The sequence below is a fragment of the Comamonas resistens genome (assembly GCF_030064165.1).
In the GTDB taxonomy this organism is placed as follows: Bacteria; Pseudomonadota; Gammaproteobacteria; order Burkholderiales; family Burkholderiaceae_C; genus Comamonas; species Comamonas resistens.
In genome coordinates, this window is the sequence record NZ_CP125947.1 from 2,254,307 (window position 1) to 2,269,653 (window position 15,347).

The following is a 15,347-nucleotide window of genomic DNA, read 5'->3' on the forward strand; positions in this document are numbered from 1 at the left end:
GATGCAAGAGTGACATCTACCCCAGGGCCGCTTCCTGTTGGCGCAATTGCTCAATGAACCGAGCCGCTTCCAAGGGGCGGCCCAGCAAATAGCCCTGGGCAATGTGGCAGCCATGCTGCCGCAGGAAATCAAGCTGCGATTGCGTTTCCACGCCTTCCGCCACAACCGTCAGTCCCAGGCTCTTGCCCAAGGACACGATGGAGCGTGCGATGGTCGAATCCGTCTCCGAATCAGGCACGTTCTGGACAAAGCTGCGATCAATCTTGAGGCATTGAATTGGAAAGCGCGACAGATAACCCAGGCTGGAGTAACCCGTACCAAAGTCATCGATGGCCAAGTGCACGCCCAGTTGGCGCAAGGCACGCATGGTGGCTGCCGCCTCGTCGGGTTTGTGCATCATCATGCTTTCAGTGATCTCGAGTTCCAGCCGGTGAGCCGGCAAGCCGGAGTGCAGCAAGGCCGTTCGAACCTTCTCCAGCAAGGCGGCATCCTGGAATTGCTTGGCCGAAAGATTGACTGCGATGCTCAATGGAGTGCCGAGGCATCGATGCCACGATTCGGCTGCCATGCAGGCCGTTTGCAGCGCCCATTCGCCTATGGCGACAATGAGCCCGGTTTCCTCCGCCAGTGGAATGAACTCTGCGGGCGGGATCAGGCCTTGAACCGGGTGCCTCCAGCGCAGCAAGGCTTCGGCGCCCATTGCTTGACCGCTGGCGATATCGACCTTGACCTGATAGTGAAGCTCGAAAGCTTCTGTCCTGATCGCTTCTCGCAACTGATCCGCCAGTTGGAGACGCGTCTGGGCTGCGTGGTCAAGGGCAGGAGAGAAGAACGCCATCTGGTTGCGTCCATTCTTCTTGGCACGGTACATCGCAACATCCGCCAGACTCAGGAGACTTTCCGCGTCTTCGGCGTCTTGCGGATAAATGACGACGCCAATGCTTGTCGTGAGTTGAATCTCCTGCTCTAGGATGAGGCGAGGCTGGGCAACTTCCGCCAGTATTTTTCTTGCAATGGAACCGGCAAGGCTTGCCTCGCCAAGCTGATTCAATACGACGACGAATTCATCTCCCCCCAGCCGGTACACCGCATCCGCAGAGCGAACACAACGGCCCAGGGACTGCGCAACCGCTTGCAGCATGGTGTCACCTGCCCGATGACCCAGACTGTCGTTGATACTCTTGAAGTCATCCAGGTCCAGCAGCAGCACTGCCAACCGTCCCTTGGCATGGCGCATGTGTTCGATGCTCCGGTTGAGCTCATGCTCGAGCATTGCCCGGTTGCCCAGTCCCGTCAGGCTGTCATGGGTCGCTTGCCACTCAAGGCTCAGGTTGGCGCTTTCCAGTGCTCTGGTGCGCCGTCTGACCATTTGAGCGAGCTCGACAGGGCGCATCAGCATGGATCGCGTCAGGGCGCCGGCAGCCGCAGCTGCCAGCACCACCATCAACCATGCCGCCAGGCGTGTGGAACTGAAAAGGGAGTCCGGCTCTATCGGGGAAACCGTAAGCTGCCAGGGTTCCCGTGGAACGCCAATGGAAGCGGTCATTGTGGCCTTGGTAAGTGGCTCGGAGCTGCGCAGCAAGGTCTGGGGCTCACCAGTCATTGGGTGGGCGCGCCAAAGATGATAGGCAAGCCCCTGTTGTTTCAAGCGGTCGAATTGACCAAAGCTCTTCACCGTATCCAAAAGCACCACCGCACTCACAAATCCCCAGAAACTTTGACGGCCTTGCTTGTCTGTGAGGAACAAGGGATAGCGACCCACGAATCCTGGCCGACCTTGCCGCAACTGGGCTGGGACAGCGATATGCAGGTCGCGGGTCGCAAGGGCCAGCTCAGCTTCGTCCTTGCTGTGCGGATCGTTGAGAAGATCGTGCCCGACCGGGCCTTGATGGGCTGTGGCAGGGAATACCTTGCGGACAACACCGGCTGGCGCAAGCTGCAGGTTGTCTACCCCTGCATAAAGAGGGAGCAATTCACTGGCCAGGCGTTCAAGGCCAGCGATATCCATCGGGTTTTGCTGCAGCACGGTGGCCATCGCATAGGTGATCGACAAGGAGCGATCTACCAATTGCTGTACCAGAGCGCCATGTGCGGCAGCAGTTTCGGTCAATCTTTGCTGACGCTCGGATGCCCGAACCCAGTCAAGAGAGACGACGATGGCGACCCCGATACACAAGCCCAGAAAGCACACCAAGCCGGCTAGCAGATTGGCTTGTCTTGTCTCAGCCCGAGTCGATGATCGCGCTCTCGGTGATTTGACGGTTAGTAGCGGAATGGGTGTGAGCATCCGACCTCAGCAAAGACGCCTTTGACAGCTTGGGTGTAGTCCAACAGTTTTTCAGCCATTTCCCATATATCGGACTTCAAAGGCTGCAGTTGAGGGCTCAAGGCGGTTTCGTCAAATCTGAGTCAGGCTTTTGTCTTGCTTGATCACGCCGACGATTGGCTGCAAGAGCCTGCCGTTTGGTGTGAATTCTTCTGTTGTAACAACTCTCGTCAATTCAGGATGTCACAGTCAATTGGCCAACGCCCATTGGGCGAAATCGAGCGAGAAATGATGAGCCAGGGAGGCGAAGCACGGTTTTCTGCATAAGTGAAAACCTCTGGTGCAGGGCGGTGCCAGTCGGGCTGCCTGTCGGTCCATGATGAAGGCCAGTAGGGCGCAATATCAGATGCTGCAGACACAGTTCGACATGCTTGAGGAAGGCATTACCGTCGCCCAATCAAGAGAAATCGCCAGGGTGTTGCAAAAGTACCGGGCGCTGACTGAGGTATTTGAAGGATTTTTCTGGCTGCTAACACGCGAGGCGGGGTATCTCGAATCTCTCGAGGTACTGTGATCGGTTGAACGGCCCAGAGTCGGGATTGCGTGGCTTGTGATTGGGTCGTTCTTGGCCCGGGAAATGAAAAGTGGTTTTTATGACCGTTTTTTTTTGAGATCAGCTGTTGGCTTTACGACTCATGAATTTGGCCTTCCCAAATAAGGGATTTACGCTGAGTTACATTTTGATTCACTCATGGGAGTTCACAAAATTTCTCAAGCCGGATGAATCGGACCACTCAAGGAGGCGTAAGCAATGGATCGTTTAAAAATTTCCACTCGGCTGACTTTTTCGTTCATGGCAATGATGGCGCTGATACTGGTGCTGGGAACTGTGGCACTTTGGGGGTCTTCGACACAGCGCTCGGTCCTTACCGATATCACCCAAAGGCAAATCCCCATCATCCGGATTTTGAACACCATCACGGATGGAGCCAATGAACAGGCGATTCAGTTCCGCAATCTGGCGATTTTCTCTACTGAAAAGATCCAGACATCGGCACGTGCCATGATTCAGAAAACCCGAACCGAGGTGGCTGCAGAAATGGATTTGCTGCAGCAGCATATCCAATCTGCTCAGGGAAAATCTTTGCTGGAGAACCTGAAGCTGCGCAGGGCCGCCTTTCTCAAGTCTGGCGACGAGTTTCTCGGGCTGATTGATCGGGGCCAAAGAGAGGAAGCGCTGGCCTTGCTGGAAACTCAGCTGCGTCCCCATCAGCTTGAATATCAGCGCGTCATCCGCGAGCTGCTGGATCGCCAGACGCAAAACGCCGAAGTGGCCAGCGAGAAGGCGGAAAGTGCTGCCGACAACCTGTTCAAAGAGGTATTGGCCACTGGCGCAATCGCCATTGTTTTGGCGGTGGTTCTTGCCATCACGATCACCCGATCCATCACCCGTCCGCTGTCCCTGGCGGTGGCTGCGGCAGACCGTGTGGCTGGCGGCGATCTCAGCGGCCAGATCACGGTGAAGTCTCAGGACGAAACAGGGCAACTGCTGCATGCATTGCAACGCATGCAGCAAAGTCTGGTGAACACGGTGACGGCGGTGCGCAGCAATGCCCAGGGGGTGGCTTCGGGCAGCGCCCAGATCGCCGTGGGCAATAGCGATCTGTCCGGCCGAACCGAGGAACAGGCCAGCGCGCTGGAGCAAACGGCTGCGTCCATGGAGCAGCTGGGGGCCACGGTCAAGCAGAATGCCGACAATGCTCGCCAGGCCAACCAGATGGCCATGAATGCATCTTCCGTGGCGGCCCAGGGGGGAGAGGTGGTCGCCGAGGTGGTCGAGACCATGAAGAGCATCGACGAAAGCAGCAACAAGATTGCCGACATCATCAGCGTCATTGACGGCATCGCTTTCCAGACCAATATCCTGGCCTTGAATGCTGCCGTCGAGGCGGCGCGTGCCGGCGAGCAAGGCCGCGGCTTTGCCGTGGTGGCCAGCGAAGTGCGGGCCCTGGCAGGGCGCTCCGCTGAAGCCGCCAAGGAGATCAAGCAGCTCATCACCACCAGCGTCGAACGTGTGGAACAAGGCTCAGCTCTTGTGGACAAGGCTGGCAAGACCATGACCGATGTAGTCACGGCCATTCGCCGGGTCACCGACATCATGGGAGAGATCAGCGCGGCCAGTCATGAACAAAGCTCTGGTATGGCCCAGATCGGGGAGGCAGTCACCCAGATGGATCAGACCACGCAGCAGAACGCGGCTCTGGTCGAAGAAATGGCCGCAGCCGCCAGCAGCCTGAACAACCAGGCCCAATCGCTGGTGGAGGCCGTGGCTGTCTTCAAGTTGTCTGCCCACGAGCAGCCTATCCGTGCCGAGATACCAGCAGCTTCGGTCGGCACGGCCAGACCGGTGAAGGCAGCCACGGCAGCAGAGCCGCTGCAAAAGGCTTCTGCAGCCCTCAAGCCTCCTGCGCTGCGTCGTCCAGCGACCATTGCCGGAACGCAGCAGCCGACAGGAAAGGATGACAGCGAATGGGAAACCTTCTGAGTTGAACGCTGGGCCCTTTCCAGGCTTGGGCCTGACCTTTTTGCATGCAAGTTCCTGCGGCTAAGCCAGCCATCGTCAGATGGGTTCGGATGATTTAGGTATTTACCCGTGCTGTCGTCATTGGGTAAATCACTGGCGTGCTTGGAGAAATTGCTCGCCCGGATGTCTTCTACATTCACGCCTGATGCAATCGGTCTCGCCCTTGGGTGGACTGATTGCGGTGGCGAGACATGAAGGTGCTCGCTGATCCGGATTTTGGTTTTGATGGGAGTTTGTATGGCGAAGTTGACCCGTTTTCATGAAGTTGGCGGCCCTGAAGTGCTGCGCTACGAAGAGGTCGAGGTGGGCGAGCCCGGCCCGGGCCAGGTGCGCCTGATTCACGGTGCTGTTGCGCTGAACTTTGCCGATACCTACTTCCGCTCGGGCCTGTATCCTGCGCCCCTGCCCTCGGGCATTGGCAGCGAAGGCTGCGGCACGATCACGGCCGTGGGGGAAGGTGTGACGGACTTCAGGGTCGGTGACCGCGTGACCTATACCGGCGCACTGAACACCATTGGCGCATACAGCACCGAACGCCTGATCAGCGCTGCGCCGCTGATCAGACTGCCCGATGCTATCGACTTTGAAACCGCTGCCGCCATCACCATGCGCGGCCTGACGGCGGCCTATCTGATGCGCCGTATCTGGGACTTCAAGAAGGGCGACACCATCTTGCTGCACGCCGCAGCCGGCGGCGTGGGCATGCTGGTTTCACAATGGGCCAAGCTCGAAGGCCTGAATGTGATCGGCACGGTCTCCAGCGACGCCAAGGCCGAGGTGGCCAAGGCCAACGGCTGTGTGCACACCATCAACTACAGCCATGAAGACGTGGCCAAGCGCGTGCGTGAGCTGACGAATGGCGTGGGCGTGAACGCCGTTTTCGACAGCGTCGGCAAAGACACTTTCGAGGGCTCGCTCAACAGCCTGAAGACCCGCGGTCTGATGGTCTGCCTGGGCACGGCCTCGGGTTCCATTCCGCCTTTCAACCCGCAAATCCTCGCGGGCAAGGGCTCGCTTTTCCTGACCCGTCCCGCATCGGCGCACTACATCGCCGATCCCGTGGAGCGCGCAGAGCTGGCCAATGAGCTGTTCAGCCATGTGGCCGAGGGCCGCATCAAGGTCGATATCAGCAAGCGCTATGAGCTGGCCGACGCCGTTCAGGCTCACCGCGACCTTGAAGGTCGAAAGATTGTGGGCTCGGCGATTTTCACCCTCTGAACCATCGCCGCAACAAGCCTGCGCCGCGAGGCTACGGAGCCGCTTGAAAGCTCTGTGCTGAACGGCGTTTGGTTTTTATGAACTCCGGCAAGCGCTTTGCCTCGCTCAAGAACAGAGATCACGATGACGAATCCCAACTACCCAGCAGACATCACATTCCTGATTGTTCCCGGTCTGCGCGACCATGTGGAGGAGCACTGGCAGACCTATCTGGCAGCCCAGCTTGCCAAGGTGGTGACCGTACCGCCGCTGGAGCATGACAAGCTCAGCCGCGAGGCCCGTGTTCAGGCGCTGAACAGCACGCTGGCCAGCATAGAAGGCCCTGTGGTCATCGTGGCCCACAGCGCGGGCTGCATCACCACCGTGCATTGGGCGCAGCAGCATGCCCCGCAAACAGGACGTATCAAGGCTGCCTTGCTGGCGACGCCAGCGGATGTGGAAAACGCCATGCCTGCAGGCTATCCCACGGTGCAGCAACTGCAAAGCAATGGCTGGGCACCGATTCCGCGTCGGCCCCTGCCTTTCAAGACCATGGTGGCGGCCAGCCGCAACGATCCCCTGGCGCAGTTCGCCCGTATCGAAGGCCTGGCTGCGGACTGGGGCGCCAGCCTGGTGGACCTGGGCGAAGTTGGGCACCTGAACCCTGCCGGAGGCTATGGTCCTTGGGACGGTGTACACCAGCTGCTGCAGCAACTGGTTTGAGGAGAGCGCATGACACAGGACAAACCTGATGCCGCCTTGCAGGTCGATTTTTCGCTGGACCTGATCTGCCCCTGGTGCTGGATAGGCCTGCGCAATCTGTTGGCGGCCAGAGAGGCTCTGAGCGCCAAATTTCCGCAGCAACGACTGGCCATCCATTGGCACGCAGACACCTTGCTGCCCCAGATTCCCGAGCAGGGCCTGCCTTACCAGGCGTTCTACGAAGCACGTCTGGGCGGTCCCCGTGCCGTGGAAGTGCGTCGTGCCCAGGTTCGCGCAGCGGCCGAAGCTGCAGGCCTGCAGCTCAATCACGAGGCGATTCAGACTTTTCCCAATACGCGACTGGTCTGTGCCTTGGTCAATTACGCCCAGCAGCAGCTGGATGGCGAAGCCATGATCGGCTTTGTCGAATCGATCTTTGCCGCCTATTTTGTGCAGGGCCGTGATATCGGCTCGCCTATGGTGCTGCAGCAGCTTGCCGAAGCGGCGAAGCTGGACTGGGACCCGGCCGGCTTTGATGCGCTGTGCTACCAAAGTGCGCAGGGCCATGCGGGCGGAGTGCCGCATATGGTGTTCAACCAGCGCTTGCAGGTAACAGGGGCCGTGCCCCCGGCCGAGCTGCTGCGCGCCATGGAGCATGCCTGTGCTGCCGAAACCGTTCTTGGCTGAGTCGCCTTTGCTGGCGGCAGGGGCCGTGCAGGATTTGCCGCCGGGCGCACGCAAGCTGGTCTTTGCGCCTGGCGGTGAAACGGTTTTGCTGCTCAATGTCGAAGGCGAGTTCTACGCCATGGAAAACAGCTGCCCACATGCGGGCGCTTCCCTGGCCAGCGGCAGCTGCGAACAGCATGTGCTGAGCTGTCCAGCCCATGGCCTGAAGTTCGATATCCGAAATGGCCGGTGCACGGCGTCGCCGCAGCTGCTGATCCCTTTGTATGAAGTGCTGGAGCTGGAAGGGCAGCTTTGGCTCAAAAGGCCTGCCGGCGGAAGCTGATGCTCAGGCGAAGCCCGATTGGGCTGCAATATCAGCCAAACAGCCTGAAAACCTATACAGAACAGGCGTAAGCAGCTCCTGTTTTTGATAAATCTTCCCGAAATTCAAGCTATGACAACCCGAGACATCTTCGTCGTCAGCGCAGCGCGCACGGCCATCGGCACCTTTGGCGGCAGCCTCAAGGACGTCCCCAACACCCAGCTGGCCACCACCGTGGTCAAGGCCGCCATAGCGCGCGCAGGCATTGCCGCCGATCTGGTCGGCCATGTGGTCATGGGCAATGTCATCCCCACCGACACGCGCGATGCCTACCTGTCCCGCGTGGCCGCCGTCGATGCCGGCTGCCCCATCGAAACCCCGGCCTTCAACGTCAACCGCCTGTGCGGCTCGGGCCTGCAGGCCATCGTCTCCGCGGCCCAGGCCATCGCGCTGGGCGACTGCGAAGTGGCCATCGGCGCCGGCTCCGAATCCATGAGCCGTGGCCCCTACTTCGACCAGGCGGCCCGCTGGGGCGTGCGCATGGGCGATGCCAAGAGCATCGACTACATGCTGGGCATCCTGCATGACCCCTGGCAAAAAATGCACATGGGCATCACCGCTGAAAACGTGGCCGAACGCTACCAGATCAGCCGCACCATGCAGGACGAGCTGGCCGTCATCAGCCAGCAGCGCGCAGCTGCCGCCATAGCAGCCGGCCGCTTCAGGGAACAGATCGTCCCCGTGGAAATCGCCACGCGCAAGGGCACGGTGGTCTTCGACACCGACGAACATGTGCGCGCCGCCACCACGCTGGACACCCTGGCCGGCATGAAGCCCGCCTTCAAGAAGGAAGGCGGCACCGTCACCGCCGGCAATGCCTCGGGCATCAACGACGGTGCAGGCGCCGTGCTGATGATGAGCGAGCAAGCCCTGAAATCCTCGGGCGCCAAACCCCTGGCCCGCCTGGTCGGCTACGCCCACGCCGGTGTCGACCCCGCCTACATGGGCATAGGCCCGGTCCCCGCCACACAAAAAGTGCTGGCGCGCACCGGCCTGACTATCGCCGACATGGACGTGATCGAAGCCAACGAAGCCTTTGCCGCCCAGGCCTGCGCCGTGATCCAGGAGCTGGGCCTGGACCCGGCCAAGGTCAACCCCAACGGCTCGGGCATCTCGCTGGGCCACCCTGTTGGGGCTACGGGCGCCATCATCACCACCAAGGCCATCTACGAGCTGCAGCGCACGGGCGGTCGCTACGCGCTGGTGACCATGTGCATCGGTGGTGGCCAGGGCATTGCCGCGATCTTCGAGCGCGTGTAAGCGGCTTTGAATCCGCAAAGCAAAAGGCCTGCCGGAGTGATCTGGCAGGCCTTTTTTTGATAGCTGCTTACGCATGTCCAGCCATGTTTTCAATATCAAAGAATATTGAAATTAATGTGTATCCAGCGATAACAGCTACTCCATTCATAGCATCAGAACGGTGCTTCCTCCGGCGCAGTATCTGCAGGCGCCACGGCAGGCCCTGTCACCGTGCCTTGGCCGCGCCCCTGAGCCAGCCGCACTGGCAGGGCATGCATGCAGTGCTCAGGTCGCATGGGCCAGCAGGCTTTTAGTTCTCGGGCTTGTAGCCGATGGATTTGAGCAAGGCCGCCTGCTTTTGACTGGAGTCCTTGAGGTCTGCGGTCATTTCCTCGGTGGTCAAGGCTTGCCCTGGCTCCATGCCCAGGGTGGCAAGCTGCTTGAGCGTGGACTCCTTGCGGAAATGGGCAAGTGCCACATCGCGCAGCTTTTGCTGAATGGCCGCAGGCGTCTGGGGATGCGACCAGACGGCAAACCAGCCGGGCTTGGACAGCTGGGGGTAGCCCAGTTCCGTGAACGTAGGCACCTCGGGCAAGGCCTTCAGGCGGGTGGGGTAGACGGCTGCCAATGCCTTGATCTTGCCGCTGCGAATCAGGGGCAGCGAGGTTGTGACCCCGTCGAACATGACGGGAATATGGCCGCCCATGAGATCAACCAGGGCAGGGGGCGAGCCCTTGTAACCCACATGGCGCATATTGATCCTGGCCAACTGCCCCAGCAGCATGCCCGAGGTATGGCCTTTGAGGCCTGCCGCATAGGAGGCAAAGTCCACGCCGTCTTTTTGTTGTCTGGCATAGGCGATGAAGCCGGACAGGTCCTGAAAGCTCTGCTCCTTGTTGGCCACCATGACCAGCCCGGTGCGCGTGAGCTGGGCCAACGGCGTCAAATCCTTGAAAGGGTCATAGCTGACTTTCTGCGCCAGCGGGGCCTCGCTGATCGCGCCCTCCTGGATTACTAGGAAGGTGTAGCCGCTTTTGCCATTGGCCTTGAGTTCATGGATGCCCAAAGCGCCTGAAGCCCCGGCCTTGGACTCCACGATCACGGGCTGCTTGAGTTGCTGCTGCATGCCCTCGGCCAGCAGCCGGGCCAATGTGTCGGCCGTACCGCCCGCAGGGCCGGTAACGATCAGCCGTATGGGTTTGCTGGGCCAGTCTGCGCTCGGCTGGGCCTGTACGGGCAGGCACAGACCGGCAGACAGGGCCAGCATGGCCAGACCAAGGCGGTGCGGCAATGTATTGCTTGTCGCCGCAGGCGTGGCGGGATGGGCGGGTGTATGGCGTGTGTCGGCCTTCATTGTTTGTCTCCTTGGTCGGGCGCGGCAGCTTCGGCTGCCTCTTGCCTTTGTTTTCTGGAATGGGGAGGGCGGGCGGCAGTCAGTCGGTGGGACCACCCATGATGGCCGTGCGTTCCATCTTGCGGTGACAAGGCTGGTAGTCCATCACGGCGTAATGCTGGGTGGAGCGGTTGTCCCAGAACGCCATGCTGTTCTTGCGCCACTTGAAGCGCACCTGGTACTCGGGAATCATGGCCTGGCTTGTCAGGTAGTTGAGCAACTGCGAAGAGCCGGGCGACTTGTCCAGGCCAAAGCGCACATTGGCAGGTGTGTTGTAGTTGGTGAAATGGGTGGTGAAGCTGCTGTTGACGAACAGAATCTTTTCGCCGGTTTCGGGGTGGATGCGGACCACGGGGTGCTCGGCATCGGGGTACCTGGCCTTCAGTGCCAGGCGCTTGTCGATGGGCATGGCCGCGCCAAAGCTGGCTTCAATGCTGTGGCGGGCACGCAGATGCTCGATCTTGGCCTTGATCTCCTCTGGCAGGTTGTCGTAGGCCATCACCATATTCGTCCACATGGTATCTCCCCCAACGGGCGGGCATTCCACACAGCGCAGCACGCAGCCCATGGGGGGCTGCTCGCGCCAGGTCGCGTCGGTGTGCCAGGAGTTTTCGTTGCGGTCCAGCGGGCTGTCGGGGGTCTTGTAGATCTGGACCAGGCCTGCATGGTCTGGGTGGCTTCCCACCACGGGATGGTCTTCCAACTCGCCGAACCTGCGGGCAAATGCCACATGCTCGGCGCGCGTGATGTCCTGATCGCGGAAGAAGATTACGCGGTGCCTGAGCAAGGCCTGGCGGATTTCAGCCAGCAGACCTTCGTCCTCGGCGGCTGCGCCCAGGTGCACATTGGACAGCTCGGCACCGATGGAGCAGGTCAGCGGGTTGACTTCCAGTGACCGTGTCAGAGAGCTGGAACGGATCACGGAAGGGGCTGCGCCAAGGTCGGTTTTCATGGGGAAGTCTCCTTATAGAATTGATGTTCGTCAGTGTGAAAACACCCTCTCAATGGCGCTTGTCATTACATGACTGGTGCTTTGCATTTAGTGCCAAGTCCGTACTACCCATGGCATCTCTCGTTCGCGCAGCCTGCTTGACCAACTACGACGAAGTGGCTCGTGCTTCGGGGCTGAACAGCACGCGCATGCTGCTCGACGCCGGGTTCAGTCCAGGCGTGCTGGAAGATCCGGATCTGATGATTCCGGTGGACAAGGTCGGGCGTTTGCTGCAGGCATCGGCCATCCAGTCGGGCAATGAAAGCTTTGGTCTGTGCATGGCGCGTTCGCGCCTGTTGTCCAATATGGGGCCGGTCGGTCTGCTGATCCGCGATCAGGAAACCTTGCGGGACTCGCTCAATCTGCTGGTGCGCTATCTGGCCTTGCTCAACGGCGCAATGACGCTGGAGGTGGACGAGCAGGCCGACACGGTGCTGATCCGGGAGTTGCTGCTGGCCGGTCGTGCCCATGAGCCCACACGCCAGCGTGTGGAGCTGGCTTTGGGCGTGATGGTGCGCGCGATTCGGCAGCTGATAGGGCGGGACTGGCAGCCCCGCCTGGTGTGCTTCGAGCACGCTGCGCCCAAGGATCTGAGCATGCACCACCTGATGTTTGGCCCGCGTCTGGAATTCAATCAGGAGTTCAACTGCATCGTCTGCGCCAAGGCGGATCTGGATACGCGCAACGAGTTTGCGGATCCCGCCATGGTGCGCTATGCACAGAAGTTGCTGGAGTCCGCTACCCCTTTCAGCGACGAAGCGGTGCTGGACGATGTGCGCCGCACCATCTTGCTGCTGTTACCCAGCGGGCGCTGCAGCATCGAAAAAGTGAGCCAGCATCTGGGCGTGGTGCCGCGCACCATCCAGCGCAGGCTGATGGAAAAAGGCCAGAGCTTTTCATCGCTGATGAACGATATCCGCAAGGAACTGGCCGCGCGCTATGTGTTCGAGAGCAGTCGTTCCTTGACCGAGGTGGCCGAACTGCTGGGTTTCACTGCGCCCAGCAGCTTCTCGCGCTGGTACCAAGGCCAGTTTGGCTGCAGCGCCAAGGACAGTCGCGCCAAAGCGCAGAACGGTGTCGGCGAGGAATAAAAAAGCGGGCTCAAGAGCCCGCCAAACACACTACCAAAAAATGTCGCGGCCCTCAGTTGCTGGCGATCCTGAGCTTGCCCAGAATTTTGCGGTTCTGTTCCACCGTGGTCAGCATCTTTTGCTGCAGCTCCTGCTGGGTGCTGGGTTGCGGCGCGTCAAAGCCCTGGGCCTTGAGCTGTGACTGAAACTTGGCCGATTGCGTGATTCTTTCCATTTCCTGGCGCACTTTTTTCACCACGGCGGGTGGCGTGCCGCTCAGTACAAACAGGCCCACGCTGGCATCGGGCATCACAAAATCGGACATGTTCTGTTCGGCAAAGCTGGGCACGTCTGGCAGCAGCCTGGAGCGGGTAGGGGAGACCACGCCCAGGGCCTTGAGCTTGCCAGCCTTGACGAGAGGCGCGGCATTGGTGACGACCTCGAACGTCATCTGCACCTGATTGCCCAGCAGATCCACGATGGCAGGGGCGGAGCCTTTGTAGGGCACGATGGTGATCTTGCGGCCGCTTTTCTCGCTCAGCAGCTCGCCCAGCAGATCGGAGCGGGTGCCTGGGCTCAGGTTGGCCACATTGATGGGGTCCTTGGACTGGCGAGCCAGGTCCAGCACTTCCTGAATCTTGTTGGGTGCAAAGCGGTTGTTGACCACCAGGATGTGGACCATGCTGGCGACGTCGGACACATAGGTGAAGGTCTTTTGCACGTCGAACGGTGTCTTCACCGTGAGCGGAAAATCTGTCCAGATGCTGGATGGCGCAATCATCATCGTGTGCCAATCGGCGGGGGCATTCATCACGGCGCGCTCGGCAATCACCGCCGAGCCGCCAGGCTTGTTGTCCACGATGACGGGCTGCCCCAGATTGCTCTGCAGGTGTTCGGCGACCAGGCGTGCAACCCCGTCCGAGATGCCGCCGGGCGGGGCGGGAACGACGATGCGCAGCGGTTTGCTTGGCCAGTCTTGCGCTGGTGCCTGTGCCTGCGCTGCGCTGCTAGCCAGCAGCCCCAGACCAAGGGCCGCAGCGCAGCCACGCAGTTCTTGCGTAAGCTTTTTGATGGCAATGCTCAACGGTCCGGCCTGCACGGCTGACCTGGTTTCAGGGCGGCTGAATCTGCGCGCTGCCGCGTTGTCGGGGAAGTGAAATTTCACTGCTTTGCTCATCTTTGTCTCCTGTACTTTTCTATAGGGAGTCAGGCATGCATCGGCCATGGAGCCGATTGCTGCCACTTTTTTTGAGAAGGGCTGCGCAGGGCTGGAATCAGCGCTGCGCCTACCTTTCGTGCCGGGGTGTTGCTGCACGACTTCATGATGGAAGCAGGTCATGCCTGGTACTTGACGCTTTGTGCCTGGGACTTCGCATTTGGTGACTGGAAAGTTCGGCAAAACCCGAGGCTCAATGGCAGGCAGCTGCTGCCTTGTCCTGCCTGTCGCGTTTGAGAAAGCGGCTGTCCTGAAATGAAAAGTGCGCTTGCATGGAGCGTCTGATACTGGATTCGTCCATCACCGCCGTGATGCTTCATATCCAAATCGGAGACATAGCAAATGAACTTTCTTGACGGTCACCTCTATCCCGAAAACCAGCAGCCGCTGATCATTACGGCCGCTCCCTACGCCCCGGGCTGGATCCCTTCCGACTTTCCTGAAGACATTCCCATCACCATGGAAGAGCAAATCCAGAAAGCGGTGGATTGCTACGAAGCCGGCGCCACCGTGCTGCATCTGCATGTGCGCGAAGATGACGGCAAGGGCAGCAAGCGCCTGTCCAAGTTCAATGAGCTGATTGCCGGTGTGCGTGAGCGTGTGCCAGAAATGATCATCCAGGTCGGTGGCTCCATCAGCTTTGCGCCCGAAGGTCCGGACGGCCAGGCCAAATGGCTCTCCGACGACACGCGCCACATGCTGGCCGAGCTGACGCCCGTGCCCGACCAGGTGACGGTGACCGTGAACACCACGCAGATGAACGTGACCGAGCATGCGGGCGAAGACGATTTTCGCGGTGTCTCGCGCGGCTTCCCGCATCTGCACAAGACCTACAAGGACATGATCGTTCCTTCGAACCCCAGCTTCGTGGAAGAGCATATCCGCCGCCTCTCCGAGGCCGGCATTCAGAGCGCGTTTCAGGTCTACAACATCAACAGCTTCGAGACCATAGAGCGCATGATCCGTCGCGGCGTCTACAAGGGCCCGCTGGTCATGAACTGGGTGGCCATCAGCGGCGGCATGGACCAGGCCAATATCTACAACCTGGCCAATATGCTGCGCGCCGTTCCCGACAACGCCATCGTCACTGTGGAAAGCTCGGTGCTCAACGTGCTGCCCATCAATATGATCGGCATGGCCCTGGGTCTGCATGTGCGCTGTGGTATCGAGGACGTGCTGTGGAACCAGACGCGCACCGGCAAGATGAGCACGGTGGAGCAGATCAGGCAACTGGTGCGCATTGCTGGCGAGTTCGGTCGCCCTATCGCCACGGCCCAGCAAGCCCGTGAGATCAAGCAGATCGGTGTGTTCTATGAAACCGCTGATGAAACCTTGGCCAAAAACGGCTTCGCGCCCAACCGCAAGGGAGGCAATCAAGGTTTCTTGCGCAAGCCCATGGATGCTGTGGCTTGATTCGTGGACCAGGCTCGGCAAGCCCGGCGACACTCCAGGAAATCAAAAGGGGCTTGCGCCCCTTTTTTTGTGGAGGGGGGCTGACCCACTCCAGTGGAGCATTCCTGGCCCCAAGCCCGGGTGTGCTCAAGCGCCCAGGGTCAGTCCACGACTTGTTTCAGTGGCGATGAAGCTAAATCATTGAGGCCACTCCGCCTGGCGTGTGACAGCATTGCCTCTACTCTGCCG

13 protein-coding genes are annotated in these 15,347 nt (G+C 60.1%); 9 read left to right on the top strand and 4 right to left on the bottom strand.

Features of this window, described 5'->3' with window-relative positions; translation table 11 throughout:
* Window positions 1-16: 16 nt before the first annotated feature.
* The gene (locus QMY55_RS10565) at window positions 17-2,053 is read right to left on the bottom strand and encodes a putative bifunctional diguanylate cyclase/phosphodiesterase (protein WP_283488540.1); all 2,037 of its coding nucleotides are present in this window, start codon (window positions 2,051-2,053) and stop codon (window positions 17-19) included.
* A 589-nt stretch (window positions 2,054-2,642) separates the two neighbouring features.
* Here QMY55_RS10565 and QMY55_RS10570 point away from each other — a divergent pair.
* The 7 genes from QMY55_RS10570 (at window position 2,643) to QMY55_RS10600 (ending at window position 9,057) form a co-directional block, all read left to right on the top strand.
* Entirely contained in the window at window positions 2,643-2,840 is a 198-nt protein-coding gene (locus QMY55_RS10570) for a hypothetical protein (RefSeq protein ID WP_283488541.1), read from the top strand.
* A 237-nt stretch (window positions 2,841-3,077) separates the two neighbouring features.
* Window positions 3,078-4,811: a methyl-accepting chemotaxis protein gene (locus QMY55_RS10575; RefSeq protein WP_283488542.1), complete on the top strand. Its 1,734-nt coding sequence runs from the start codon at window positions 3,078-3,080 to the stop codon at window positions 4,809-4,811.
* Between the two features lie 276 nt (window positions 4,812-5,087).
* Window positions 5,088-6,068, top strand: coding sequence for a quinone oxidoreductase family protein (locus QMY55_RS10580; RefSeq protein WP_283488543.1), 981 nt, complete (start codon window positions 5,088-5,090; stop codon window positions 6,066-6,068).
* A 123-nt stretch (window positions 6,069-6,191) separates the two neighbouring features.
* Window positions 6,192-6,770, top strand: a complete 579-nt coding sequence (locus QMY55_RS10585) for an RBBP9/YdeN family alpha/beta hydrolase (protein ID WP_283488544.1) — start codon at window positions 6,192-6,194, stop codon at window positions 6,768-6,770.
* 9 nt (window positions 6,771-6,779) lie between these two features.
* Complete coding sequence (locus QMY55_RS10590) at window positions 6,780-7,436, top strand: DsbA family protein (RefSeq protein ID WP_283488545.1); 657 nt, start codon at window positions 6,780-6,782, stop codon at window positions 7,434-7,436.
* Complete coding sequence (locus QMY55_RS10595; RefSeq protein WP_283488546.1) at window positions 7,405-7,758, top strand: Rieske (2Fe-2S) protein; 354 nt, start codon at window positions 7,405-7,407, stop codon at window positions 7,756-7,758. The genes QMY55_RS10590 and QMY55_RS10595 overlap by 32 nt, the downstream gene beginning before the upstream one ends.
* Window positions 7,759-7,869: 111 nt before the next feature.
* On the top strand, window positions 7,870-9,057 hold the full coding sequence (locus QMY55_RS10600; protein WP_283488547.1) for an acetyl-CoA C-acyltransferase family protein: 1,188 nt from the start codon (window positions 7,870-7,872) through the stop codon (window positions 9,055-9,057).
* 289 nt (window positions 9,058-9,346) lie between these two features.
* Here the strand turns inward: QMY55_RS10600 and QMY55_RS10605 are convergent, their stop codons facing one another.
* Together QMY55_RS10605 and QMY55_RS10610 are read right to left on the bottom strand one after the other, a co-directional pair.
* Entirely contained in the window at window positions 9,347-10,390 is a 1,044-nt protein-coding gene (locus QMY55_RS10605) for a Bug family tripartite tricarboxylate transporter substrate binding protein (RefSeq protein WP_283488548.1), read from the bottom strand.
* 79 nt (window positions 10,391-10,469) lie between these two features.
* Window positions 10,470-11,381, bottom strand: a complete 912-nt coding sequence (locus QMY55_RS10610; RefSeq protein WP_283488549.1) for a TauD/TfdA dioxygenase family protein — start codon at window positions 11,379-11,381, stop codon at window positions 10,470-10,472.
* Window positions 11,382-11,491: 110 nt separating this feature from the next.
* On the opposite strand from QMY55_RS10610, the gene QMY55_RS10615 reads away from it, so the two are divergent.
* A complete protein-coding gene (locus QMY55_RS10615) occupies window positions 11,492-12,511 on the top strand; it encodes an AraC family transcriptional regulator (protein WP_283488550.1) in 1,020 nt (339 codons plus the stop codon).
* 52 nt (window positions 12,512-12,563) lie between these two features.
* Here QMY55_RS10615 and QMY55_RS10620 read toward each other — a convergent pair whose 3' ends face one another.
* Window positions 12,564-13,667: a Bug family tripartite tricarboxylate transporter substrate binding protein gene (locus QMY55_RS10620; protein ID WP_283488551.1), complete on the bottom strand. Its 1,104-nt coding sequence runs from the start codon at window positions 13,665-13,667 to the stop codon at window positions 12,564-12,566.
* 381 nt (window positions 13,668-14,048) lie between these two features.
* Here QMY55_RS10620 and QMY55_RS10625 point away from each other — a divergent pair, with 381 nt between their 5' ends.
* Entirely contained in the window at window positions 14,049-15,119 is a 1,071-nt protein-coding gene (locus tag QMY55_RS10625; RefSeq protein ID WP_283488552.1) for a BKACE family enzyme, read from the top strand.
* Window positions 15,120-15,347 lie beyond the last annotated feature (228 nt).